General features: G+C 37.2%; 20 protein-coding genes. 13 read left to right on the plus strand and 7 right to left on the minus strand.

The window, feature by feature from the left end:
* Window positions 1–9 precede the first annotated feature (9 nt).
* The 5 genes from CHRYMOREF3P_RS03605 to glgB form a co-directional block, all read right to left on the minus strand.
* Window positions 10–2,826, minus strand: coding sequence for a 2-oxoglutarate dehydrogenase E1 component (locus tag CHRYMOREF3P_RS03605; protein WP_180563872.1), 2,817 nt, complete (start codon window positions 2,824–2,826; stop codon window positions 10–12).
* 126 nt (window positions 2,827–2,952) lie between these two features.
* Window positions 2,953–3,993 carry an SRPBCC domain-containing protein gene (locus tag CHRYMOREF3P_RS03610; RefSeq protein ID WP_077416902.1) on the minus strand — a complete coding sequence of 347 codons (1,041 nt, stop codon included), beginning with the start codon at window positions 3,991–3,993 and terminating at the stop codon, window positions 2,953–2,955.
* 243 nt (window positions 3,994–4,236) lie between these two features.
* Window positions 4,237–5,505: a glucose-1-phosphate adenylyltransferase gene (locus tag CHRYMOREF3P_RS03615; RefSeq protein ID WP_047385305.1), complete on the minus strand. Its 1,269-nt coding sequence runs from the start codon at window positions 5,503–5,505 to the stop codon at window positions 4,237–4,239.
* 83 nt (window positions 5,506–5,588) lie between these two features.
* A complete protein-coding gene (locus tag CHRYMOREF3P_RS03620) occupies window positions 5,589–6,995 on the minus strand; it encodes a glycogen synthase (RefSeq protein ID WP_180563873.1) in 1,407 nt (468 codons plus the stop codon).
* Between the two features lie 3 nt (window positions 6,996–6,998).
* Window positions 6,999–8,945, minus strand: coding sequence for a 1,4-alpha-glucan branching protein GlgB (glgB, locus tag CHRYMOREF3P_RS03625; protein ID WP_077416898.1), 1,947 nt, complete (start codon window positions 8,943–8,945; stop codon window positions 6,999–7,001).
* Between the two features lie 200 nt (window positions 8,946–9,145).
* On the opposite strand from glgB, the gene CHRYMOREF3P_RS03630 reads away from it, so the two are divergent.
* From CHRYMOREF3P_RS03630 to CHRYMOREF3P_RS03670, 9 genes are all read left to right on the plus strand, one after another.
* Window positions 9,146–10,267 carry an alpha/beta hydrolase-fold protein gene (locus tag CHRYMOREF3P_RS03630; protein WP_077416896.1) on the plus strand — a complete coding sequence of 374 codons (1,122 nt, stop codon included), beginning with the start codon at window positions 9,146–9,148 and terminating at the stop codon, window positions 10,265–10,267.
* Window positions 10,268–10,359: 92 nt separating this feature from the next.
* On the plus strand, window positions 10,360–11,775 hold the full coding sequence (locus tag CHRYMOREF3P_RS03635; RefSeq protein ID WP_180563874.1) for a leucyl aminopeptidase family protein: 1,416 nt from the start codon (window positions 10,360–10,362) through the stop codon (window positions 11,773–11,775).
* 141 nt (window positions 11,776–11,916) lie between these two features.
* Window positions 11,917–13,131: an acetyl-CoA carboxylase biotin carboxylase subunit family protein gene (locus CHRYMOREF3P_RS03640; RefSeq protein ID WP_077416892.1), complete on the plus strand. Its 1,215-nt coding sequence runs from the start codon at window positions 11,917–11,919 to the stop codon at window positions 13,129–13,131.
* Between the two features lie 215 nt (window positions 13,132–13,346).
* Window positions 13,347–14,060 (plus strand): alpha/beta hydrolase-fold protein, encoded by a 714-nt coding sequence (locus tag CHRYMOREF3P_RS03645; RefSeq protein WP_077416890.1) that lies wholly within the window; start codon window positions 13,347–13,349, stop codon window positions 14,058–14,060.
* Window positions 14,061–14,117: 57 nt separating this feature from the next.
* Entirely contained in the window at window positions 14,118–15,071 is a 954-nt protein-coding gene (locus CHRYMOREF3P_RS03650; protein ID WP_077416888.1) for a RimK family alpha-L-glutamate ligase, read from the plus strand.
* Between the two features lie 30 nt (window positions 15,072–15,101).
* A complete protein-coding gene (locus CHRYMOREF3P_RS03655; protein WP_047385313.1) occupies window positions 15,102–16,223 on the plus strand; it encodes a carboxylate-amine ligase in 1,122 nt (373 codons plus the stop codon).
* A 33-nt stretch (window positions 16,224–16,256) separates the two neighbouring features.
* Complete coding sequence (locus tag CHRYMOREF3P_RS03660) at window positions 16,257–17,090, plus strand: type 1 glutamine amidotransferase (RefSeq protein ID WP_180563875.1); 834 nt, start codon at window positions 16,257–16,259, stop codon at window positions 17,088–17,090.
* Window positions 17,091–17,282: 192 nt separating this feature from the next.
* Window positions 17,283–18,461, plus strand: a complete 1,179-nt coding sequence (locus CHRYMOREF3P_RS03665) for a hypothetical protein (protein WP_180563876.1) — start codon at window positions 17,283–17,285, stop codon at window positions 18,459–18,461.
* A gap of 21 nt (window positions 18,462–18,482) precedes the next feature.
* Window positions 18,483–18,941: a hypothetical protein gene (locus CHRYMOREF3P_RS03670; protein ID WP_180563877.1), complete on the plus strand. Its 459-nt coding sequence runs from the start codon at window positions 18,483–18,485 to the stop codon at window positions 18,939–18,941.
* 41 nt (window positions 18,942–18,982) lie between these two features.
* On the opposite strand, the gene cphA is transcribed toward CHRYMOREF3P_RS03670, so the two are convergent.
* Window positions 18,983–21,613, minus strand: coding sequence for a cyanophycin synthetase (gene cphA, locus CHRYMOREF3P_RS03675; protein ID WP_180563878.1), 2,631 nt, complete (start codon window positions 21,611–21,613; stop codon window positions 18,983–18,985).
* A gap of 199 nt (window positions 21,614–21,812) precedes the next feature.
* Between cphA and CHRYMOREF3P_RS03680 the strand changes: the two genes are divergently transcribed.
* The 4 genes from CHRYMOREF3P_RS03680 to CHRYMOREF3P_RS03695 all read left to right on the plus strand — a co-directional run bounded on the left by CHRYMOREF3P_RS03680 (window position 21,813) and on the right by CHRYMOREF3P_RS03695 (window position 24,453).
* Window positions 21,813–22,703: a cyanophycinase gene (locus CHRYMOREF3P_RS03680; RefSeq protein WP_077416879.1), complete on the plus strand. Its 891-nt coding sequence runs from the start codon at window positions 21,813–21,815 to the stop codon at window positions 22,701–22,703.
* Window positions 22,704–22,742: 39 nt separating this feature from the next.
* Window positions 22,743–23,240, plus strand: coding sequence for a hypothetical protein (locus tag CHRYMOREF3P_RS03685; protein ID WP_180563879.1), 498 nt, complete (start codon window positions 22,743–22,745; stop codon window positions 23,238–23,240).
* 34 nt (window positions 23,241–23,274) lie between these two features.
* A complete protein-coding gene (locus CHRYMOREF3P_RS03690; RefSeq protein WP_077416875.1) occupies window positions 23,275–24,117 on the plus strand; it encodes an isoaspartyl peptidase/L-asparaginase in 843 nt (280 codons plus the stop codon).
* A 99-nt stretch (window positions 24,118–24,216) separates the two neighbouring features.
* Window positions 24,217–24,453, plus strand: a complete 237-nt coding sequence (locus CHRYMOREF3P_RS03695) for a YtxH domain-containing protein (RefSeq protein ID WP_047385320.1) — start codon at window positions 24,217–24,219, stop codon at window positions 24,451–24,453.
* Between the two features lie 93 nt (window positions 24,454–24,546).
* Here CHRYMOREF3P_RS03695 and CHRYMOREF3P_RS03700 read toward each other — a convergent pair whose 3' ends face one another.
* Window positions 24,547–25,338, minus strand: a complete 792-nt coding sequence (locus CHRYMOREF3P_RS03700) for a class I SAM-dependent methyltransferase (protein ID WP_180563880.1) — start codon at window positions 25,336–25,338, stop codon at window positions 24,547–24,549.
* Window positions 25,339–25,343 lie beyond the last annotated feature (5 nt).

Here is a 25,343-nt window from a genome sequence, read left to right on the forward strand (position 1 = left end):
TTATTTAAATTAAGCTGTAACTGGTCTTTTTGCAGGAGCATCATCTCTGTCGAAAACTCTGTTGATCACTGCATTCTGGTTTTTCTCAAACATTTTGTGGCTACCTGGAGCTGGAGCACCGCTTGGTACCGGAGCAACCACCTGGATTCCTGTATCTCTGAAGTTTCTCAGGATATAAGACCAAGCTCCCATGTTTTCAGGTTCTTCCTGAGCCCAAACCAATTGTTTTTTATTTTCGTATTTGTTGAAGATTGCTTCAATAGCATCTGTCTGAAGCGGATATAACTGCTCGAATCTTACTAATGCAATATTTTCACAGTTCAGTTCTTCTTTCTTCGCCAATAATTCGAAGTACAGTTTACCTGAACAAAGAACTACTTTTTCTACTTTTTTAGGATCTGCAGTTGGATCATCCAAGATTGGCTGGAATGTACCGTTTGCAAAATCTTCAATTGGAGAAACCACTTTAGGATGTCTCAGTAAAGATTTAGGGCTCATTACGATCAGTGGTTTTCTGAAGCCCCATTTCAACTGTCTTCTCAATAAATGGAAGTAGTTGGCAGGTGAAGTAATATTAGCCACTACCATATTTTCATTAGCACAAAGGGTAAGGAATCTTTCCAATCTTGCTGAAGAGTGTTCTGCTCCCTGTCCTTCTGAACCGTGAGGCAATAACATTACCAATCCGTTCTGGATTTTCCACTTTTCTTCGGCTGCGGCAAGATATTGGTCAACAATAATCTGAGCACCATTCACGAAATCTCCGAACTGAGCTTCCCAGATCGTTAATGTATTTGGAGAAGCCATTGCATATCCGTAATCGAAACCTAGAACACCATATTCTGAAAGGTGAGAGTTGAATACATCAAATCTGCTTTCTGATACGTGTCTTAACGGGATATATTCTTCTTCTGTATCTTCTGTTTTTACTACCGCATGTCTGTGAGAGAAAGTACCTCTTTCTACATCTTCTCCGGAAATTCTTACGTTGTGACCTTCTACAAGTAGTGTTGCGTATGCTAACCACTCTCCTAATGCCCAGTCTAATGAATTTCCTTCAATAGCTTTGATACGGTTTTCGAAAAGTCTTGTAATTTTATTGATGAATTTTTTATCAACAGGAAGTGTTGACATTTTCAGCGCTAATTCTTTCAGCTTTGCTGCATCATATTTTGTATCAACCGGCAACTGAACTGCTCCTCTCTTTCCGATTGGGTAGTTAGTCCAGTCTTCAGCCATGAACAGATCCATTACGTTCTTTTCAATTTCCTTTGAAGCATCAAAATCTTTATCCAGAAGAGCTTTGAATTCCGTTTCCATTTTAGCAATTACATCATTGGAAGTAATGCTGTCTTTAAGTAATTTATCTTTATAAATTTCTCTTGGATTCGGGTGTTTTGAAATTGTTTTATATAAGTTAGGCTGAGTGAATCTTGGTTCATCACCTTCATTATGTCCGTATTTTCTATATCCTAAAAGGTCGATATAAACATCTTTTCCAAATTTCGCTCTGAAATCAGCAGCAAAATGGATGGCATGAACAACAGCTTCAGCATCGTCAGCATTCACGTGCATTACAGGAGATTCTGTAACTTTTGCGATATCTGTACAGTATGTTGAAGATCTTGCATCCATATAGTTGGTTGTAAATGAAACCTGGTTATTTACAACGATATGAACGGTACCTCCTGTTCTGTATCCTTCCAGCGTCATCATCTGAGCTACTTCGTAAGCAATACCTTGTCCGGCAATAGCTCCGTCACCGTGAATGATGATTGGCAATACTTTAGAGTAATCTTTGTATTTGTCATCTACTTTTGCACGGCAGATCCCTTCTACCAAAGCAGCCACTGTCTCAAGGTGAGACGGGTTCGGAGTAAGGTTTATACACACTTCTTCTCCTGAAGCAGTTTTGATCTTTTTAGATGATCCTAAGTGATATTTAACATCACCTGAGAATACATCTTCTTCAAACTCCTTCCCTTCAAATTCCGAGAAAATCTGCTTGTAAGATTTCCCAAAAATATTGGTAAGTACGTTTAGTCTACCTCTGTGAGCCATTCCTAACACCACTTCATCCACTCCTAACTGAGAAGATCTTGAGATCAACTGATCTAAAGCCGGAATTAATGTTTCACCTCCTTCTAATGAGAATCTTTTTTGTCCTACAAATTTTGTGTGAAGATAGTTTTCAAATGCAACCGCCTGATTTAATTTTAATAAAATCTCTGTTTTTTCGTTTGCAGAAAGGCTTGGATGGTTTTCATTTACCTGAAGCCATCTTTTGATAAAATCTTTTTCTTCAACGTTGTTGATGTATGTATATTCTACTCCGATAGAATCGCAGTAGATACTTTCAAGATGTTTGATCAAATCTGCCAATGTAGCAGGCTCTTTCATTCCTGTTTCAACAGCGCAGTTGAATTTTGTATTTAAATCTTCTTTAGAAAGACCGAAATTTTCGATATCTAAAGTAGGTGTATAGTGTCTTCTTTCTCTTACCGGGTTTGTTTTTGTAAAAAGGTGCCCTCTTGTTCTGTAAGCCTCAATAAGGTTTACTACTTTAAATTCTTTCTTGATATGCTCAGGAACTTCTCCGTTTGATACTGCCTGAGAAATCTGTTGTTGAACTGCCGGGGCAGCGCTGGCCGAAGCCTGAATAAACTGGGTGTTATCGTCATCTCCATAGTTCTCTAAAGCAAAATCGAAGCCTTGAAAGAAGGCTTTCCATGATGGTTCTAGGGAGTCTGGGAATTTTAAGTACTGTTGGTATAAATCCTCAATTAATTGAGAATGAGCTGCGTTTAGGAATGAAAATCTGTCCATTATTACAGTTTATCTATTTTATTAAAATTTATTTGTAGAATTAATCTTCAAATTTAATAAAAAAAACCGAGTTAGAACAGTCTGAAACCGTTAAAAAAACTTAAGAAAAAAATAAATAAATAAAAATCACTTATACACTGATAATGAGAGCTTCATGTTCACGTCCTGTCCTTCCATCGGACGTTCAATAAAGGTCTGACGGATATCCCCGAAGCGCATCTCGTCTTTTTTGGCTTTCTGAATCAGCTGCTGAATTGCCCGAATTCGTCCTTCATAGTTCCCTTTATAGTAGATTACGTAATTTTGAGACGGATTTACAGATCTGAAATTGAAATTATTGTCAGACACTCCAATTTTCTTAGAAAGCGGAATTCCCAGAAAATAAGAAACTTCTTTATCTTTATAATTGTCCGCGTCAGTGATCAGGATGGGATATCCAAATTCATCATCTCTTTTTCCCATATCCATCGTCACAAAGTTATAAGCTTTGTTATAATTCATCACGATATTTTTGTAGAGCGCGTCTTTCTTATTTGAAGTACTTACATTGATCCCAAGCAGCAGTTTGTCTTCTTCATTTTCCACCATCAGGCTGTCATATTTGATTGCTGCCATCTGATTGTCTTTTTCTACTTTATTTCCTAAAGAATTTTTAAGATTCGTCATGCTTTTGTCGATATTTTCAGCAAAACGGTCTTCAGTCCAGAAGTTTTCTACTCTTTTCCAGACAGCCAGTTTAGGTGTATGTACGTACCAGATTATTTTTGTTTTTTCTGCAGAAACAGGCTTAAATTTAACATCAACCAGCGTTGGATTTTCATTTTCATCCTCAAAAAGCTGATATTTCAATGTTTTATTAAGGTTCTCATACCGGATGAACATTTCTCCATCGGTATTATTTTTAGCATCTACATAACTGATGGCACTTCCCTGTCCTTCATAAGGCGTATAGTAATCAATATCGATAGATTGTGAACTGGTAAAAAAGTTGTTCCATCTTGTAAAGTTCTGCAGATTATTAAACTGGGTAAATACCTTATCTACCGGATAATCAATCTCTTTTTCAATGGTGAAATTTTTACTTTCGTCCACAAAATAGTACATGGAAGCAGCATAAGCTCCCCCCAACAAAACAACGATAAAAGTTAATATCTTAAAAATACGCATCGCACAAAAATAGTATAAATAAAAAGAGTGAACAATATGCTGATCACTCTGATTGTATGTTTAACAATAATTAATCTGGTTAAAGGCTGGAAGCTGGGTGAGAGAAGCTAGAGGTTACTATTCCGTGGATAATTACTAATCATTTTTTGATTAAAAACATTCGACCTTACCTTATAAACATGAATTTTATATGATAAGATTACTGGTTCTACATCAGCTTAATATCTTCCAGCTTCCTTTCTATTATCCGACATGTGTTCCCGGAGCAATTACAGCGCCTTTCTTCACTACAACAATCCCATCCTGTACGGAATAAGTTCCATAGTCGCCATCCGGGATATGTTTTCCTCCGATGATTTTCACATTGTCACCGATGTAACAGTTTTTATCAAGGATTGCTTTTTCTATATAACAATATTTCCCGATTCCCATATTAGGGCGGCCAGCTCTGTCATTCAGCACAATTTCTGTGGTATTCTGGTAAAAATCGGCTCCCATCACATAGGAATTTACGATGGTGCTTCCTTTGTCTATTCTTGTTCTGTTCCCGATTACTGAATTTTCAATTTTATCAGCCATAATGATACATCCGTCACCAAACACAGCCTTACTTACATAAGAACCGTTGATTTTTGACGGAGGAAGCATCCTTGCTCTGGTATAAATGGGTGAAGAAGAGAAAAGGTTAAACTGCGGCAGATCCAGACAAAGATCCAGATTCGCTTCGTAGAAAGATTCTATAGTTCCGATATCTGTCCAGTATCCTTCATACTGATAGCTTAGTGTCTTGTATTTTCCAATAGAGCTCGGAATGATATCTTTTCCGAAATCATCACCAGCTCCTTCATCAAACATTTTTTTTAGGATAGTCTTGGTGAAAATATAGATTCCCATGGAAGCCAGGAACTCTTTTCCTGTATGTTTATTTTCTGCTGAAACCTCAGATTTCAGACCTTCCAGCATATCATAATCCGGCTTTTCATAGAAAGAGGTGATATTTCCTTCATCATCTGATTTTAAGATCCCAAAACCTGTGGCATCTTTTGCATTGACAGGGATTGTAGCAATAGTAAGATCGCCTCCATTTTCAATGTGGAAATCAAGCATTTCCCTGAAATCCATCTGATACAGCTGATCTCCTGAAAGAATCAGGATATAGTCATAATCATATTTTTCAAGATGTTTCATCGATTGTCTTACGGCATCTGCAGTTCCCTGATACCAGCTTTCATTTTCTACATTCTGTTCAGCTGCCAGAATATCGACAAAGCCTTTGCTGAAAATATCAAAGTGATAAGAATTCTTAATATGTGAATTGAGAGAAGCAGAATTAAACTGCGTTAAAACCAGAATCTTATTTAATCCAGAATTCAGGCAGTTTGAAATAGGAATATCTACCAACCTGTATTTTCCCGCGATAGGCACAGCCGGTTTTGATCTGGAATATGTTAACGGGAATAATCTTGTTCCCCTGCCTCCTCCTAAAACTATGGAGATTACATTTCGATTCATAAATATCTTGCGTTTTTTATTGAGTTTATTGTTTTGTTCTTAGTGTTCACCGCTACTTTAAAACATTCTTTATTTTTATTGTATCAGCTATTATATAAAGCTATGTATTTTTCTGCAGATTTCTCCCATGCAAAGTCAAAATTCATGTTGGCATGAATAAGATCTTCCATCACTCCTTTTTGGTTATAAATGCCCAGCGCCCTGTTCATCGCATGTACAATATCATCTACGCCAGGATAAGTAAAGTTAAGCCCTGCACCTCCGGTTGAGATATCTTCTACGGTATCTCTGAGCCCTCCCGTATATCTTACTACAGGAACAGTTCCGTATCTCATGGAATACATTTGATTCAATCCGCAAGGCTCTACTCTTGAAGGCATCAGAAGGAAATCTGCCGATGCGTAGATCTTATGGGAAAGATGTTCTTTATATCCCAGATCCAGAGCAAAGTTGGTATAGGTATAATCGTATTCCTTTAACTTATTCTCAATATAGGTATTTCCAGACCCGAGAATCATAATATTTAAAGCTCCGTAACTTTGTTTAATGCTTTTCCATACTACATCCGGTAAAAAATCGGCTCCTTTTTCTGTAGCAAACCTTCCAATAAAGGCAAATAAAGGCAGTTCCGGCTTCAATCCGTATTCTTTGCAGAGTTGTTGTTTATTTTTCTTCTTTTGAGCAACTGCATTTTTACTGTTAAAATTAAAGTCCAGCATCGGATCGGTTTCCGGATTCCAGACTTCAGTGTCGATACCATTGATAATTCCGTATGCTTTTCCAAATTCCTGGCGAACAAGGCTTTCCAATCCGCGGAAACTTATAAAAAGTTCTTCCAGATATCCTTCTGAAACGGTGGTAAAGGCATCAGCACATTTAATCATACTGGCCAGAGGATTCATGAATCCGTTCCAATCCATCAGTCCCCATTTATAAGAATCAAAAGACGGCATATAGTGCGCCATCCCCCAGCTCATCGTTCCCTGATATTCTCCGTTGTGGATAGTTCCTATTGTTTTCACTCCTTTTAAAAATTCAAATTCCCGGCAGTGTTCTACCATAAAGGGAACCAGTCCGGTGTGATAATCATGACAATGTAAAACATCTGGACGAATTTCCATGGCACACAGCCAGTGTAACACTCCATGCTGGAAGGCCATAAACTGGAAACTTTCGTCCTGATATCCATAAGGATTGTCTCTGTCTAATAATCCGGGGATTCTCACCATATACAGTTCAAACCCCAGAGCGTTTGTCTTTTCTTTCAACACCTGAACCTGCAGCATATTGATTCCCTGATGAATAAATCCATCAAAAACCAAATCAAATTCATGATCATATATAAAGGGCTTGTTGTACCATGGTATTACTACTTTAGCTTCTACTCCTTTTATTTTATTCTGATATTTTGGCAGCGCTCCTACTACATCCGCAAGACCGCCTACTTTTGCTACAGGATAACATTCTGTACTTAAATGATAAACAACCATTCTTTATCTCTTGTGTTTAATTCTGTGTAATTTATACTTTTTATCTTTCTTCTGTCTTAAAATAATTCCTGCCAAGGGCGGTAGTTTTACAGTCATTGATTTCGGGTATCCCCGCCATTCTTCATGCTTCTCTTCCAGTATTTCAGGTTCTACTCCGCTTCCGCTGTATTTTTCATCATCAGAATTTAAAACAACCTCCCAATGAGTTCCTGCAGGAATCCCTATTTTATAATCCAGTACTTTTGGTGCCAGGTTCAAAGCTACCATAGCCACATCATCTTTCCGTTTTCCTTTTCTCAGGTATATATACACTGAGTTTTCCAGATCATCTGCTTCTACCCATTCAAAACCATGTTTATCAAACTGGTTTTCATAAAAGGCAGAGTCTGATGTATACAGGTGATTCAGTTCCTTAACGATTTCCTGCATTCCTTTATGAACAGGATATTTCAGCAAATGCCAGTCCAGGCTTCTGGTAAAGTTCCATTCACTGGTCTGCCCGAATTCATCCCCCATGAAAAGCAGTTTGGCTCCGGGATGGGTATACATATATACATATAAGGCCCGCAGATTGGCAAATTTCTGCCATTCGTCCCCTTTCATTTTATAGATCAGACTTGCTTTTCCGTGTACCACTTCATCGTGTGACAAAGGCATCATATAATTTTCATTATACATATACATAGAAGCAAACGTCAGTTTATGGTGATGGAATTTACGGTTAGGAAAATCTTCTTTAAAATAATCCAGCGTATCATGCATCCAGCCCATCATCCATTTCATTCCAAAGCCTACACCTCCGTCATGAACAGGTTTTGTAAGCATGGGAAAATCTGAGCTTTCCTCTGCTATGGTCATTATATTATTTCCGAATTCCTTATACACTGCAGTATTAAATTCCTGCAGAAATGTTTTCGCTTCCAGATTTACATTGGTTCCATAGATGTTCGGTTCCCATTCGCCCTCATTTCTTGAATAATCCAGATGCAGCATTGAAGTTACGGCATCTACACGCAATCCATCAGCATGGTAGCGGTCCAGCCAGAACATGGCATTAGAGATCAGAAAAGATTTCACTTCATTTCTCCCGTAGTTGAAAATATGTGACTTCCAATCAGGATGAAAACCTTTTCTCGGATCTTCATGTTCATAAAGATAGGAACCGTCGAAGCGGTGAAGACCATTAGCATCTCCGGGAAAATGAGACGGAACCCAATCCAGAATAACGCCTATATTATTTTTATGAAGTTCATCAATGAGAAACATCAGATCCTGTGGTGAACCGAAGCGTGAAGTCGCCGCGTAAAAACCGGTAATCTGATATCCCCAGCTTGGATCGTACGGATACTCCATTACAGGCATGAACTCTACGTGGGTAAACCCCATTTCTCTGATATAAGGGACCAGCTTTTCTGCAATATCCCGGTAATTTAAAAACTGTCCAGGATTATCACCTTCCCTCACCCATGAGCCAAGGTGCAGTTCATACACTGATATAGGAGCTTCCAGCCTGTTTTTTTCCCAGCGGCTATCCATCCATTCCTTGTCATTCCATTCATACCAGGTGGTGGAAACCAAAGAAGCTGCCTGAATATTCTGTTCCCAGCTTACCGCATAAGGATCGCTTTTTTCCAGAATCTCGCCTCTTGGTGTTTCAATGGCATATTTATATAATGTTCCCCAGGTTAAGCCTTCAATAAATCCTTCCCAAATTCCAGATCCGTCCCATCTTGGAAACAAAATGTGATCTTTATGATTCCAGTTATTAAAATTTCCAATAACGGAAACTTTCTTTGCATTGGGTGCCCACACTGAAAAGTACACGCCCTTCACGCCATCTTTTTCAGCAGAATGTGCTCCAAATTTACCATACAGCTTATAATGTCTACCTTCTTTGAAAAGATACACATCATGATCGGTGAAAAGCGTGTAGGTTTTAACAGAATTCATCAAGATCAGTTTATATTTATAATTTCCCTGAAACTACGAAAAATACTGACAATAGCGATTAATTATTCATCAAATAATTATCAATATCATTTCGTGTTTTGTCTTTCTATCAAATATATCATTTTTTACCTCACATTTTTATGATTTCAAAACAATCTTTTTTTTAAATTTAGCATCACTATTTTTATTAAACACATACGATGAGGTTTGAACTTTATACAGAAGAAAAAGACGACAGACCGGTATTTATCACCGGAAATTTCAACAGCTGGAATCCTAAAGATTACAATTTCCAGCTCCAACAAACAGATCCCTCCAATTATTTTATAGAAATTGAAGACCAGATACTTGCCGAAGAAATTGACTATAAATTCACAAAGGGAGGCTGGGAGAATGTGGAGCTGGATGAATATGGAAATATCACTCCCAACCGGAAAGTAAAAAAAGCAGCTGGCAAAACTTCGGATACTGTAAAAAAATGGAGATTAAACTGGGGACCGTTCAAAGAAGAATATTATCCCATTGCTGAAATAATTTCCGAAAATTTTTATATTCCGCAGCTTGACCGCCACCGTAAAGTTTGGGCACTGCTTCCCTACGATTATCACACAACGGATAAGCGATATCCTGTTTTATATCTTCAGGATGCCCAGAACTTATTCAATGAAGGAAGCGGCTTCGGAAACTGGGAAATTGATAAGAAGCTGTCTATCCTTGCAGAATATGGCCGTGGTGACCTTATCATCATTGCTATAGAACATGGCAGCGAGGAAAGAATTAAAGAATATATTTTCGATAATGATCATGTAGCCAATGGTTCTGAGGGAAAAAAATACATCCGTTTTATTGCAGATACTTTAAAACCTTTTGTGGATGAAAATTACAGAACAAAAAAAGACCGTGACAATACCGGAATTGGGGGCAGCTCATTAGGGGCGCTCATCAGTATATACAGCGGATTTCTTTATCCTGAAGTGTATTCCAAATTATTGATATTCTCTCCTTCACTGTGGGTTGAGCCCAATAACAATTTCCCGATGATGAATTTCCGGGTTCCTTTTAAAACAAAAATTTATCTTTATGGAGGCGGTCAGGAAGGATCTAAAATGGTCAAAAGGATTCATATTTTTGAAGAATATCTGAAAAGATGGGAAGAGAAAAAGCTGTTTGATTTTGAGTTCAAGACCAATATCAATCCTGAGGGCACTCATAATGAATTTTACTGGTCACAGGAGTTTCCAAGGGCCATTGAATGGCTATTCTACGACAATACTGAAAACCCTGTAGAAGTAAAACCACAACAACAAAGCATTAAAAACTAAGCCAGCAAAATTGCTGAAGAAGATTTTCGGACAGACAAGAACAAATGAAGACGACGATTGTCTATGATCTTAGAAAAATATAATATTTATTTATGAAACTAATTAATAAAAAAAACAAAAATTACACTCAGGTCTTCCACGTATTTACAGAGGAAGAATGGACAAAATCCAGTAAAAATTTCAATAAAAACATTTCTACTTTTTTTACGGGAAAGAAGTATGAAGTTTTCATTAATGCTCATGAAGAAGGAATTACCTATTTTATTGGATTAGGAAAATCTACGTTACAGAATTTCGAAATCCAGCAGGTTGCAGCAAAATTTTCACAAACACAGAAAGAAAAACTGCAGGCAGTGCCTACATTAGCTCTGGCAGATTTCATGAATGAAAAACAGTTTGAGGAATTTGTAAAAGGAATTTTAGCAGGAACGTACAACTATCCTTTCGATAAGAAACATGTTTTCTGGAATGTAAAATTTGAATTGCATTTTGAAAATTTAAGCCAGAAAAAACTAGATCATATCAGTCAAAAAACCGAAGCCCTTATTAACGGGCAGACTGCCTGTCAGGACTGGCTCAACAAACCTGCCAATCTTAAAAAACCGGATATTTTAAGTGCATATCTTAAAAATCTGGCAAAAAAACATGAGTTGAAGTACACCGTTTTCAACAGAAAGAAATGTGAAGAGCTTGGATTGGGTGCTTATCTATCGGTCAATCAGGGAAGTGCTTATGATGCTGCGTTCACTATTTTAGAATATAAAACTACGGTTAAAAATGCCAAGACTTTCGGATTGGTAGGAAAATGTATTTTGTTTGATACTGGAGGAATATCAATAAAAAGCTCTGCCAATCTGCATTATATGAAGTCTGATATGGGAGGTGCTACAGCTGTTTTGGGTACTTTAATTTATGCTGCAGAAATGCAGCTCCCTGTGAACATCATTGCTGTTCTTCCTATTACAGATAATGCTGTTTCTGAAAAAGCCCTGCTTCCGAGTGATGTGATCACAGCCTACAACGGAAAAACCATTGAAGTACTTGATACCGATGCCGAAGGCCGTTTAATCCTTGCAGACGGATTATCTTACCTTTCCAAAAACTACAAAACAGACTTTCTGATTGACCTGGCTACTTTAACAGGAAGCTCTGTACGCATGTTTGGAGATACCTGTGCCGCGATGTTCTCCAATAATGAGGAACTGAAAAATAATCTGATAAAAACCGGAGATCAAACCAATCAGAGAGTATGGAATCTTCCTTTATGGGATGTGTGGAAGGACGACATTCAGTCTGATGTAGCCGATATGAAAAACATCTCCTTAAAACCGATCGGAGACTGTATTATTGCAGCAAAATTCTTAGAGCAATTCATTGAAAACCATCCTAAATGGGCACATTTGGATATTGCAGGAGTAGCCTTTGGGAATGTAGGCTACGCCAAGGAAAAAGCAGCAACAGGTTATGGGGTTCAACTCCTTGTGGATTTAATTGAAAATTATCATTAAAAATTAGTTTTTTACAAAAAAACTCTGTATAATTGATTAGTGAATTTTCAAAAACGCACGATATTGCATTTTTTAATATTAATAAAACAATAAATAAATGCTTTTATTTTTGAAAATTCACTAAAAATTAAAAAACATTATATGGAGAAGAAAACTATTGTGTGTATTTCGTGCTATTACAAAGGCTACGATTTTATGGACGAAATGAAGAATCTCGGCAATAAAATCATCTTAGTAACCTCAGAAAATCTTAAGGAAAAAAACTGGCCCTGGCATGCAATTGATGAGGTATTTTATATGCCGGAACTCAAGCCGTCTGTATGGAATCTGGAGCATCTGATTCAGGGATTTTCCCACCTGATGAAAACCAGAAAAGTAGATGCTGTAGTAGCATTGGATGATTATGACGTAGAAAAAGCGGCATTAATCAGGGAAACATTCCGTATTCCGGGAATGGGACAGACTACACACCGGTATTTCAGGGATAAACTGGCTATGCGCCAAAAAGCAAAAGATTCAGAGATCAGCGTTCCCGAATTTACACCTGTATTCAATGATCATGAAGTCAATGAATTTACAGACCATGTTCCTGCACCATGGGTACTGAAACCCCGCTCTGAAGCTTCAGCATCAGGAATCAAGAAAATAACTTCCAAGGAACAACTTTATGAGGCACTGGAGACACTGGGAGAAGAACGTCATCTTTTTTTACTGGAAAGTTTTAAGCCCGGAGACGTTTACCATGTGGACAGCCTTACTTTTAATAAAAAAATTGTATTTACTTCTGCCTCAAAATACCTTGCTCCTCCTATGCAGGTTTCCCATGAAGGCGGAGTATTCAGATCTAAGACTTTAGGAAGATATTCCGAGGAGTTTAAGGCATTGGAAGAAATTAATGCCCGAGTTCTTTCCAATTTCGGATTGATCAATGGTGCCACCCATACAGAATTTATCCAAGGAAAAGAAGATGGAAAATGGTATTTTCTTGAAACCTCATCAAGGGTTGGCGGTGCTCATATTCCGGACCTGGTAGAGGCCTCAAGCGGTATTAATATCTGGAGAGAATGGGCTAAAATTGAAGATGCACTTCTGAGAAGAAATGATTACAGTATTTCACCACCTACAGGATATTACTCAGGGCTTATTGTTGCGCTGATTAAAGATAAGGAACCGGATTACAGTAATTTTGAATGTGAAGAAGTTGTAAAATTCCTTCCGATAGATTATCATGTCGGGATTGTTTACAAATCCGGAGATGCCTCCATTGTGCAGGACAGACTGGATTCTGCTGCAGATATGATTCATGCAGATATGCTGAACATTCTGCCTCCAAAAGGCAACAAACTGAGTTCCTAAAAATAAAGAGTAACATTGATATTCAAAATGTTATTGAATTCATAATATATAATCTGCCGGAAGATTCCATACTAAAATGTAATTTAGAGAGTATAAGTTCTGGAAAATGGCAAGACATATTATCAGTTCGTTGACTCAACTTTTAGAAAAAAGATCAGCCTGGAGGAATTGAATTTATCAAATAGAAGTACAGTATTAAAATTAAACAAGGAAAAATGCCTCATATAGAACATACAGAATATTATTCAAATATATTGGGAACAAGTCTCAAGGTAGAAGTGACCGGGCATTACGGCCACCCTATTATTATGTTTCCTACTTCCCAGGGACAATACACTCAAAATCATGATTTTCATCTTAACGGAAGTATCAACTGGTTTATAGAACAGGGAAAAGTAAAGCTTTACAATGTTCAGACCATTGACAGCTGGAGTTTTTATGATGACAAAATATCTCCTCAGCAAAGAATAAGAAATTATGAACGGTATGTACAGTTTCTGATCAAGGAATTTGTTCCCTATATTCAGAAACTTCATAAAACCCATCGCGTAGCAGTAGCCGGAGCAAGTTTTGGAGGCTATCACGCTGCCAATTTTGCTTTCAGATTTCCTGATGTGGTTTCTCATCTGTTTTGCCTTTCCGGAGCGTTCAGCATAAGAAATTTCATGGATGGCTATTCTGATGAAATCGTATATTTCAACTGCCCCAGAGAATTTGTAAGAAATGATGAAGCCTGGAAATACAAACACATGCATATTGTACTCAGTACTTCTGATCAGGATATCTGCAAAGAAAAAAATGTTGAAATGTCAGAAATTTTAAGGCTGAAAGGAATCGATTTCTGGTATGACGAAAGAAAATGGATAGGGCACGACTGGCCACTGTGGAGAATGGTCTTCCCAACCTTTATAGGAACATTTTTCTCTTAAACACAATAAAAAAGACAAATAGAAAAAAATATACACCCATCTTAAAAAACAAAAATTATGACAAAAAAAGTAGGAATTCTTTTCGGTATGGAAGACACGTTTCCCTGGGCATTTATAGATAAAGTGAATGAACTGGGAGGTGGAGATATCATAGCTGAACCCGTTACCATCGATAAATTAGAACAGGGTGCAGATTATGGGTATGCGGTAATCATCGACAGAATTTCACAGGACGTTCCCTTTTACAGAGCATACCTGAAAAATGCCGCACTCAATGGCACTTATGTAATCAACAATCCGTTTTGGTGGAGTTCTGATGAGAAGTTTTTCAACAATGCCCTGATGTCTAAACTGGGAATCCCACTTCCTAAGACTGTTCTGCTTCCGTCACACGAAAGGCCAGACAACACTTCTGAAACTTCATTCAGAAACCTGAAATTTCCACACGACTGGGAATATATCTTTAATTATGTAGGATTTCCGGCATACATGAAACCTCACGACGGCGGTGGCTGGAAAAATGTATACAGAGTAGAAAATCCGGATGACCTTTGGAACAAATTAGGCGAAACGGAACAGCTGGTGATGATGGTACAGGAAGAAATAATCTTTGATGATTATTACAGAGTGTACTGTTTGGGCAGAAAATATGTTCACATCATGCCTTACGAACCAAGAAATGCACCTCATCTGAGATATGCTACTACGCACCAGACAGAAGGTAAAGAACTTGAAAAACTACTGAAAACTATTCATGATTATACCATTACCATGAATGAAGCATTAGGATATGATTTCAATACGGTAGAATTTGCAGTGAGAGACGGTATTCCTTATGCAATTGATTTTTGCAACCCGGCTCCGGATGCAGACCGAAATTCTGTAGGAGAAGAAAATTTTGCATGGATTATAGAACATGCTGCAAAACTGGCTATAGAAAAAGCTAAAGAATATGTTCCTGGGAAACCTAATATTACTTGGGGAACCTTTGTGAAAGATTCCATAAAATAACATTGAAAAGAAATAAAAAACACAAAAAAAATGCATCATCAGTTTACTATTGGAATTGAAGAAGAATATCAGATCATTGATGTAGAAAGCAGAGATCTGGTTTCTCACGTTTCAAAAATCATCGAAGGCGGCAAAGCGGTTTTAAGTGAAAATTTAAAACACGAAATGCACGAATCTATGATTGAAATGGAAACAGGGATCTGCCAGAATATTCAGGAAGCCAGAGCAGAATTGACGAATTTAAGACGTCATCTTATCAACATCGCTCATGAACAGGGGCTGCGCGTTTCCGGAGGAGGTACTCACCCATTCTCTCATTGGTCAGATAACAATATCACACAGGGAGAAAGATACATCAAAATCGTGGACGACATGGGAGATGTAGCCCGTGAAAACCTTATTTTCGGACTGCATGTCCACATTGGAATTCCTAATCGTGAAGAAGGGGTAAGAATTCAGAATGTAATGCGTTACTTTCTTCCTCACGTGTATGCTCTTTCTACCAATTCGCCATTCTGGATTGGAAGATACACCGGATTTAAATCTTACAGACAGGAAATCTTTGTGAAATTCCCGAGAACCGGTATCCCAAGTTATTTTAACTCTCTGGCAGAATTCGACAGTTATGTAGATCTTCTTGTGAAAACAGGAACCATCGACAATGCCAAGAAAATATGGTGGGATTTACGTGTTCATCCGTTCTACCCTACGATTGAATTCAGAATTTGTGATATGCCACTGAGAATTGATGAAACGGTATGTCTTGCTGCCATTATGCAATGCCTTGTTGCTAAAATCTATAAACTTCATCAGCAAAATCTGAGCTTCAGAAGTTATAGAAGACTGCTGTTGAACGAAAATAAATGGCGTGCTTCCAAAAGCGGTATTGAAGCCCATCTGATCGATTTCGGAAAAGAAGAATCTGTTCCTTATCCTCATTTATTGAAAGAACTTTTAGAGTTTATTGATGATGTGGTAGACGATTTGGGATGCCGCCATGAAGTGGAATATGCCTGGAAAATTCTGGAAAACGGAACCGGCGCAGACAGGCAGCTTCAGATCTTTAAGGAAACAGGGGATCTCACGAAAGTTGTTGATTATATGATCTCTGAAACAGAGTATGGCATAACACATGGTGAAACTGCTTCATAATATTTTTGGTAACTTTACAAAAAATATGATGTAATGAAAGATATTCGAATTGCTCTGCTGGACATGAACAACAATCATGTGAATCAAGGTTTTAGAAACATTAAAGAAATTTCTGAAGCATTTCAGCAGAACTCTGAAGAAAATGTTGTCATCAAGACATTTGATGTGAGATTTAAAGATGAAATGCCGGAGATCGGAGATTTTGATATTTTCATTTCTTCAGGCGGTCCTGGAAATCCACATCGTGAAGGTTTTGCCTGGGAAGACAGATTTGCCCATTTTTTAGATTCTGTTTTTGAGCATAATAAATATAGTGAAGATAAAAAATACCTTTTCCTTATCTGCCATTCATTCCAGCTGGCAAGTATTCATTGGAACCTTGGTAATATCTGTAAAAGAAAGTCTTATTCCTTTGGAGTAATGCCTGTTCATAAAACAGATGAAGGCAAAGAAGAGTTTTTATTCAAAAATCTTCAGGATCCTTTTTATGCCGTAGATTCAAGAGCGTACCAGTTTATAGAGCCGGATCATGACCGTTTTGAAGAACTTGGGATGACTATCATGGCGATTGAGAAGTTCCGTCCTCATATCAATCTGGAAAGAGCGGTAATGGCGGTTCGCTTTTCAGAAGAAATATTCGGAACACAGTTTCATCCTGAAGCTAATCCTGAATCTTTGATCGAAAATCTGAAAGATGAAAAAAACAGAGAAGCTATGATCGAAAATTTCGGTATGGAGAAATATCTTGAAACGATCGACAGAATAGACGATGAGGATAAAATCATTCTGACCAGACATCAGATCCTTCCGAGATTCCTTCAGTTTGCAAAAAAAAACATTTTGAAAGAAGCTGAGACTTTGGCTTAAAAGGCAGGAAGATGGAAGAAGGATGCTGGAAGTTATTTTCAGTTAAGACTACTGAAAATGCTTTTATTCATGAACTGATAGTCTAAATATTTTCATAGTTAAGAACTTCCCTCTCCCAGCTTCCAACTCCTTACTATATATAACAATCGGGCAGAAATGTTCGATTTTTTAACATCACAAAAGAAAAAAAATATGATTCCAAAATACAGAAAACAGTACAATAAGGAGTTTTCGGATGAAAAGTACAATCAATTAAAAAATATACTGGCAGAAAAAGGAGGTACAGCACCTACTTTCAGGGTTTCAGAAAGCCCTATTTTTTTGACTAAAGAATTTGAGAGTAAGCTTATTGATGCCAGCGAAAGTATTATCAGCCAGATTAAGGCAATATCTGCTGAAACACTTCGGAAAGCCGTTCCTGATAACTGCAGAGTTCCCAATGATACGGATCAGCCTCATTTTTTCACGATAGATTTTGGAGTCTGCAAAAGCGAAAACGGAGCGATAGAACCTCAGCTAATAGAACTTCAGGCGTTTCCTTCTTTGTATGCTTTTCAGAAAGTGTATGAAGAAACTTATTGTGAAGTTTACCCTTTTCTTTCGGAAATCAGAAATCCTATGCCTCATGAAACCTTTAAAAACTATTTGAAGGAGCTTATTGTAGGTGAGGAAAATCCTGAAAATGTAATCCTGCTTGAAATCTTCCCTGAAAAACAAAAAACAGCCATTGATTTTGTTTTAACAGAGCAATTATTAGGAATAAAAACAGTGTGTCTGACCAAAGTAAAGAAAGAAGGCAAAAAACTGTATTATGAAAACAATGGAAATCTGGTAGAAATCAAAAGAATTTACAACCGTATTATATTCGACGAGTTGGATAATATTCCGGATCTTAATACAGAATTTGATTTCCGTGAAGAAGTAGATGTTAAATGGATCACTCACCCCAATTGGTTCTTTAAAATTTCAAAATTTCTTTTGCCTTTATTAAAACATCAGTTTGTTCCAAAGAGTTATTTTCTACATGAATTTCCGGAAAATGAAAATCTTGAAGACTTTGTATTGAAGCCTTTATTTTCATTCGCAGGAAGTGGTGTTAATTTAAATCCTACGAAGGAAATTACAGACGCTATTCAGGATAAGGAAAATTATATTTTACAGAGAAAAGTGTATTATGAGCCCATTTTTGAAGATATCAACGGAGAATTTTCAAAAGCAGAGATCCGTTTGTTGTATATTTGGCGGGAAAATGACGAACGCCCTATTTTATTGGAAAATCTTGGGAGAATGACTAAAGCCGCAATGGTAAATGTTGATTTCAATAAAAAGGATGCCATCTGGATCGGAAGTTCGAATGCATTTTTTGGATAAAAAATTTAAAACTAATAATACATGGAAGAAAAGTCGACTGCTTTTGCAGAATTTGACAACAGCGGTTTAACACGAAGAAGAAACTTATTACCCGTGTGGATTAAAATTTTCTTATGGATCTTTTTAATCGGAGGCGCAGTATCTGCTATTTTATTGATTGCAGGTTCTCTGCTGACTCATGTTTCCTTATCGATATATGGGATCAATGCTAATCATCCTTATTCAATGACGGGGCTTTTGATCAGCTTTTTGTTTCTGTTCAAAGGTATTGTTGCTTACGGACTCTGGTTTGAACAAAAATGGGCAGTACAGACTGCAATAGTTGATGCAATCATAGGAATTGCCATTTGTCTCATTATGATGGCAATTATCCCATTTACTGTTCCAACGATCAGCTTTACCCTTAGATTAGAACTCATTCCTTTGTATTTCTATCTGATGAAAATGCAGAACATAAAGAAAACCTGGGAAAGCTTATAAAAACAAACCTCCGATATTTCGGAGGTTTTATTTTTTTAATACTAAATATTCTTATTGTCTTCCAGCAACTCTTTGGCCTGGTATTCCTGTACCAAATCAATAGCATTGGAAATAACATCACTTAAAGCTGTGATAAACGTTCCTTCTTCAGCCATTCCCATAGCATGTTTTAATGCTTCGATTTCTTTAGGGATAATCTCATAGCTGACATCTCTGCCTGCAGCATTAATACCATCAATAATCAACCCGTTAATTTCATCTTCCGTTCTTCCTCGAAGATGTTTTTCATTCCGGATGATAATATAATCAAACATTCTTCCCGCAATCTTTCCGCATTCTCTGATATCGTTATCTCTTCTGTCTCCAACACCGGATATAATTCCAATTTTCTTTGTAGACTCTACATTTTTAAGATAATCTTCAATGGCTTCGTATCCTGAAGGATTATGAGCAAAATCGATCAGTACTTTAAAGTTTTTAAATTTAAAGACATTCAATCTTCCCGGCGTAAGCTGAGCACTTGGAATAAAAGTTCTCAAAGAATTAGAGATATCTTCAATTCCAAACCCATAAAGATAACTTGCCAAACTAGCCGCCAATACGTTTTCAATCATAAATCGGGCTTTTCCTTCCATCGTAATCGGGAAATCTTTTGCTTTTCCTATTCTGATCTTCCAGTCTCCTTTTTTAATAGTGACGAATCCTTCTTCATACACGCAGGTGATCTTTCCTTCTTTCGCAAATTTTACAATATGAGGGTTATTTTCATCCATACTGAAGATTGCCACATTAGAATCAAGGTCATTCACGATCTTCATAGAATATATGTTATCGGCATTCAGTACACTCCAGCCACTCTTCTTAACACTGTCCATTACGACACGTTTTACTTTGGTAAGATCTCTTAAGCTGTGAACATCATTCATTCCCAGATGATCTTCCTCAATATTGGTAAGAACCCCGATATCACATTGTGAAAAGCCAAGTCCGGAACGTAAAATTCCTCCTCTGGCAGTTTCCAGTACTGCAAATTCTACGGTTGGGTCTTTCAAGATAAATTCTGCAGAAAGCGGACCTGTTGTATCTCCTTTTGACAACATCGTATTTTGAATGTAAATTCCGTCCGACGTTGTGAATCCTACTCTGTATCCATTGCTTTTTACAATATGTGAAATAAGTCTTGTAGTTGTTGTTTTCCCGTTAGTTCCTGTCACGGCAATAATTGGAATGGTAAAAGGTTTCCCTTGCGGATAAAGCATATCTACCACCGGTGCGGCAACATTTCTTGGCAGTCCTTCACTTGGAGCCAGGTGCATTCTGAACCCAGGAGCTGCATTGACTTCAATAATAGCTCCGCCACTTTCTTTTAAAGGCTGAGTTAAATTCTCCGCCATCACATCAATACCGCATACATCCAATCCGATAATTTTGGAAATTCTTTCCGCCATTGTGATATTTTCCGGATGCACCATATCTGTTACATCAATGGATGTTCCTCCGGTTGAAAGATTCGCCGTTGATTTCAGATAGACCACTTCTCCCCTTTGAGGAATGGTTTCCAGCGTATATTGAAGCTTTTCAAGAAGTTCCAGTGTATCTTTATCTACTTCAATCTCAGTAAGGACATTTTCATGACCATAACCTCTTCTTGGGTCTTTGTTTTCTTTTTCAATAAGCTGCTGAAGATTCAGTTCACCGTCTCCTACAACATGAGCAGGAACTCTTCTTGCTGCCGCCACCATCTTATTATTAATCACCAGTATACGAAAATCGTAACCTGTGATATATTTTTCAACAATTACTTTTCTGGAATATTTTTGGGCATGTTCCAGGCCTATTTTAGCAGATTCCCATTCGTTGACATTAATGGAAGAACCTTTTCCATGATTTCCATCCAAAGGTTTTAAAACAATCGGATAACCAATTTTTCTGATCACCGCGTTTAATCCTTCTTCGTCTACAACCAAATCACCAATCGGCACCGGAATAGCAGCGTCATGAAGCATTCTTTTGGTTAATTCTTTATTACATGCAATATCAACGGCAATGGAACTTGTTTTTCCGGTAATGGTAGCCTGAAATCTTTGCTGATTTACGCCATAACCTAGCTGTACCAGAGAATTTGTTCCCAATCTGATCCAAGGAATTCTTCTGGAAGCAGCTTCTTCTACAATACTTCCTGTAGAAGGCCCAAGACGGACACGTTCTCGGATTTCTTTTAATTTATGAATACAGGTATTTAAATCATAATTCTTCCCTTCTATCAGGGCTTCTGCAATCTTCATAGCTTCTTCAGCAGCGTAGATTCCCGCATTTTCTTCAATATAATTGAAAACCACATTATACACTCCAGGAGTTTTTGTTTCCCGGGTTCTTCCAAACCCCACATCCATTCCTGCCAGGGTCTGTATTTCCAAAGCGATATGCTCTATAACATGCCCCATCCAGGTTCCTGTTTCCACTCTATGAAAAAAACCACCTTCCACTCCTTCCGAGCATCGATGGGTAATCAATGAGGGTATTAATTTTTCAATCCTTTCCCTGAATCCTTCGATTTTATTGGTAGGATAATTCTCCATTTCTTCTAAGTCTAACCTCATCTGTATCAGCTTCTTTCTTCTGATGCTCCAGATGTTTGGACCGCGTAGTGCCTGAATCTTTTCGATTTTCATAGTCTATTGGCATTTTAACAGTTAACAATAACTCCTTTCATAGCCAAAGATAATGTAAAACCCAAAACAAAACCATAGCAAATTTAAAGATTTGTTAAAAAACAATTAATTTCAATTAACATTCTTAAAACATTAAAAATCAATTAAAGATGGCACGAATTTCGCCAAAGAATGTTAATTATTTTTTAATTTTGTACCCATGACGAAGCCTGTTGGAAAATTAATAGTTATCGGAGGAGCTGTAAACAAAGGAAGTTTTGCAGAAACCGATTATGATCAGAATATCGAAAAGAATCTTAATTTTTTTGAACGTGGGATCTTAAGGAAGATCATCAACGAATCAAAACTCAAGGAAGATTCTGTTATTGAAATTGTAACAACCGCCTCTCAAATACCTCAGATCGTAGGTTCTGAATACAAAAAGGCATTTGAATTTCTGGGTGCTAAAAATGTAAATGTTCTGGATATTCACAACCGTGAAGAAGCCAACTCTGATGCGATGGTAGCAAGAGCCAATGCTGCTGATGTCATGATGTTTACCGGAGGAGATCAGTTGAGACTGACTTCTATTCTTGGAGGAACAAGATTTCATGATACAATTCTATTAAAATATCAGGAACAGGATTTCATCTATTCCGGAACTTCTGCGGGAGCTGCAGCGGCATCCGAGAATATGATCTACCAGGGAAGCAGTTCTGAAGCACTTTTAAAAGGAGAAATCAAAACCACCCAGGGATTAGGTTTGATTGATAATGTTATTATTGATACACACTTTGTACAGCGTGGCAGAATCGGTCGTCTTTTCCAGGCCGTAGTCAACAATCCGAGAACACTGGGAATAGGACTTGGAGAAGATACAGGGCTTTTCATCCATAATGATGTGATGACAGCTGTAGGTTCAGGTCTTGTAATTCTGGTAGACGGAAGATTTATTAAAGATACCAATCTTACGAATATCAATCTTGGTGAGCCTATTTCTATTGATAATTTAACGGTACATGTTATGTCTATGAATGATCACTATGATCTTACCACGAAGAAATTAACTATTGAGAATTCTCAGTTTAATCCGATACCGCAGGATAAATAACTCAAAAGTAATTCTTAATTTAGTTGAAAATAAAACTAAATGAGGGAAGAAAAAATTGAACAATTGATTACCCTTCTTCTGGAAGGCTATGATGTGGAAAATAAAGAAGAAATGATTTCAAACTGTTCTTTATGCTATGTAAACCCGGCCCAATATATAAAAGATAATGATGCAGAATGGGTTATTGAAAGCAATGAAGACGGTGCATTTGAATTTTCGGTGACCAATGAACTTTTTGATTTTCTAATCCGGGGTGATAAAATAGATGAAATTCATGAACTTATTGATGAAAGTCTCAATAACCTAATTGGAGATTTCCCCATAGGAATACGATATGCAGGTGATTATTTTAAATGGCTGCAGCCGATTCTTAATCAGGAAGATCCGCCACTGGAAGTTATTGAGCTTGCAGACAGCTATTCTGATGAATTACAACTTATCATTGTAGAAAAACATAATGTAGAAAGCATTTCAAAACTTTGTCAAGAATTGAGGGTTCATTTTAAAAGAACTTCAATACCTGCTGATGGTATCTAAAGAAATTAACAATAAAAAAAACTAAACTTTATTTATGAAGCTCATTATCCACGGAGGTTTTTTCTCAGAAAGCGACCAAAGCCATGAAGTAAAAACTGCAAAACAGGATTCTTTAAAAGAGATTGCCCAAAAAGCATTTGATTATCTTAAGACCCATTCGGCTTTTGATACTGCTGCTTATGCTGTATCATTATTGGAAGACGATCCACTGTACAATGCAGGAATCGGTTCTCAGATCCAGAGCGATGGTGTTATCCGTATGAGTGCTGCTATTATGAATGGAGAAACTCAAAAGCTAAGCGGAGTCATCAATATCCAGGATGTGAAGAATCCTGTTTTTGTGGCCAAAGATCTTATTGGAGAAGATGACCGGGTTTTGGGAGGTCACGGTGCGAAAATCTATGCTACGGAACATGGTTTTGAGAATTTTTCTACAGAGATTCCTCAGAGAAGAAGTGAGTATGAAGCCAAATTGGCCAATGGAGGTAAAGGAACGGTAGGCTGTGTAGCGATTGATCAAGACGGAAAGCTGGCTGTTGCTACATCTACAGGCGGAAAAGGTTTTGAGATTCCGGGAAGGATTTCAGATTCTGCCACAGTGGCAGGAAATTATGCCAATGCTTTTTGTGCGGTAAGTTGTACTGGTGTTGGAGAAGATATTGTAAGCAATGCTACTGCCACAAAAATTGTAACAAGGGTTACAGATGGAATGAGTCTTCAGCAGGCATTTATCAAAACATTTGATGAGCTTAAAGCCATAGATGGGTTTGCAGGTGCTATTGCCATTGATAAGGATGGAAATATCTTTCATCAGGATTCCTATCCTACTATGGTTTTCGCCAGTTTTGATGGTGAAAATTTTGAAGTCTTCTCTTAAATTTAACATTTTTTTATAAGTCCGGTTATTTTTTTGGCACGTATTTTACATTATTGATAACAACAAATTTTAATATTAATACATAAAAAAATAGAAATCATGGGAAACAAAGGAAAAGGTTTATTAGCTTTATTAGGTTTAGGTGCATTAGCTTATTGGAAATATAAGAATTCAAGCCCTGAAGATCAACAAGCAGTAAAAGATAAAATCAATACAGCAAAAGATAATCTTAACAAATGGGGAAATGACCTTAAAAACAAAGCCAATGATGTTGCTTCTCAGGTTCAGAATAAAGTGGACGAAGTAAAAACAAAGGCTGAAGATTCTGTAAGCTAAATAAAAGCAGTTTTTTTAACATTCATATATAGGAAAAGTCATCGTAATATTGATTACGATGACTTTTTATTTTGGAAAAATTTCAATTAATATTTATTTTTTCTGGGCTGTTAAAGCAAAGACCAGCGGTATTTTATTTCCAAACTGCGGAATTCTCCATTTTCCTTTTTCAAATTCATCTACATGTCTGAAGCAAGGATATGGCGACCAGTCGAACTCACGGAAAGTATGCAGGTTTAAATCTTTTTTAATCAGATTACCAATAACTTCTGATAATGAGTGATTCCACATTACATATTCCTGTACGATGGGTGCAGACTGATCTGCATAAGTTCCTTCATAAGTTTCTACGATCGGCTTTTCATTAAAATAGTTGTAAGTCACTTTTGTAAAGTCATCATCAAACATCCAGACAACAGGGTGAAATTCTGCCATAATAAACTGTCCACCAGGTTTTAGAAAATGGTTGATAATTCCGGCCCATTTTTCAAGATCAGGAAGCCAGCCTATTGTGCCATAACTTGTATAAACGATATCAAATTTCTGATCCAGAATATTAGGTAGATCATAGACATCTGAACAGATAAATTCTGTATCCGTTCCGCATTTCTGAGCAAGATCTCTGGCCGTATCAATAGCTTTATCAGAAAGATCAATCCCGGTAACTTTTGCCCCCATTCTTGACAGTGAAATAGAATCCTGTCCGAAATGACATTGCAAATGCAGAATATTTTTTCCTTTTATATCTCCAAGAAGCTCCAATTCTATTGAATTCAAAGAACTTCTTCCATTCAGAAATTCATCTACAAAGTAGAAGTCCGACTTCAGATGCGGTTCTACTTTAGCATTCCAAGATTTTTTATTTATTTCTAAGTAATTTTCCATTTTTT

It is taken from the genome of Chryseobacterium sp. JV274 (genome assembly GCF_903969135.1).
In the GTDB taxonomy this organism is placed as follows: Bacteria; Bacteroidota; Bacteroidia; order Flavobacteriales; family Weeksellaceae; genus Chryseobacterium.

Excerpts from the sequence above, each read along its gene's own strand:
- CHRYMOREF3P_RS03695 (WP_047385320.1), top strand. The coding sequence starts at position 24,217 with ATGGGAAACAAAGGAAAAGGTTTATTAGCTTTATTAGGTTTAGGTGCA.
- CHRYMOREF3P_RS03665 (WP_180563876.1), top strand. The coding sequence starts at position 17,283 with ATGATTCCAAAATACAGAAAACAGTACAATAAGGAGTTTTCGGATGAA.
- CHRYMOREF3P_RS03700 (WP_180563880.1), bottom strand. The coding sequence starts at position 25,338 with ATGGAAAATTACTTAGAAATAAATAAAAAATCTTGGAATGCTAAAGTA.
- CHRYMOREF3P_RS03630 (WP_077416896.1), top strand. The coding sequence starts at position 9,146 with ATGAGGTTTGAACTTTATACAGAAGAAAAAGACGACAGACCGGTATTT.
- CHRYMOREF3P_RS03620 (WP_180563873.1), bottom strand. The coding sequence starts at position 6,995 with ATGGTTGTTTATCATTTAAGTACAGAATGTTATCCTGTAGCAAAAGTA.
- cphA (WP_180563878.1), bottom strand. The coding sequence starts at position 21,613 with ATGAAAATCGAAAAGATTCAGGCACTACGCGGTCCAAACATCTGGAGC.
- CHRYMOREF3P_RS03615 (WP_047385305.1), bottom strand. The coding sequence starts at position 5,505 with ATGAATCGAAATGTAATCTCCATAGTTTTAGGAGGAGGCAGGGGAACA.
- glgB (WP_077416898.1), bottom strand. The coding sequence starts at position 8,945 with ATGAATTCTGTTAAAACCTACACGCTTTTCACCGATCATGATGTGTAT.
- CHRYMOREF3P_RS03670 (WP_180563877.1), top strand. The coding sequence starts at position 18,483 with ATGGAAGAAAAGTCGACTGCTTTTGCAGAATTTGACAACAGCGGTTTA.
- CHRYMOREF3P_RS03655 (WP_047385313.1), top strand. The coding sequence starts at position 15,102 with ATGCATCATCAGTTTACTATTGGAATTGAAGAAGAATATCAGATCATT.
- CHRYMOREF3P_RS03635 (WP_180563874.1), top strand. The coding sequence starts at position 10,360 with ATGAAACTAATTAATAAAAAAAACAAAAATTACACTCAGGTCTTCCAC.
- CHRYMOREF3P_RS03680 (WP_077416879.1), top strand. The coding sequence starts at position 21,813 with ATGACGAAGCCTGTTGGAAAATTAATAGTTATCGGAGGAGCTGTAAAC.
- CHRYMOREF3P_RS03690 (WP_077416875.1), top strand. The coding sequence starts at position 23,275 with ATGAAGCTCATTATCCACGGAGGTTTTTTCTCAGAAAGCGACCAAAGC.
- CHRYMOREF3P_RS03660 (WP_180563875.1), top strand. The coding sequence starts at position 16,257 with ATGAAAGATATTCGAATTGCTCTGCTGGACATGAACAACAATCATGTG.
- CHRYMOREF3P_RS03640 (WP_077416892.1), top strand. The coding sequence starts at position 11,917 with ATGGAGAAGAAAACTATTGTGTGTATTTCGTGCTATTACAAAGGCTAC.
- CHRYMOREF3P_RS03685 (WP_180563879.1), top strand. The coding sequence starts at position 22,743 with ATGAGGGAAGAAAAAATTGAACAATTGATTACCCTTCTTCTGGAAGGC.
- CHRYMOREF3P_RS03605 (WP_180563872.1), bottom strand. The coding sequence starts at position 2,826 with ATGGACAGATTTTCATTCCTAAACGCAGCTCATTCTCAATTAATTGAG.
- CHRYMOREF3P_RS03610 (WP_077416902.1), bottom strand. The coding sequence starts at position 3,993 with ATGCGTATTTTTAAGATATTAACTTTTATCGTTGTTTTGTTGGGGGGA.
- CHRYMOREF3P_RS03645 (WP_077416890.1), top strand. The coding sequence starts at position 13,347 with ATGCCTCATATAGAACATACAGAATATTATTCAAATATATTGGGAACA.
- CHRYMOREF3P_RS03650 (WP_077416888.1), top strand. The coding sequence starts at position 14,118 with ATGACAAAAAAAGTAGGAATTCTTTTCGGTATGGAAGACACGTTTCCC.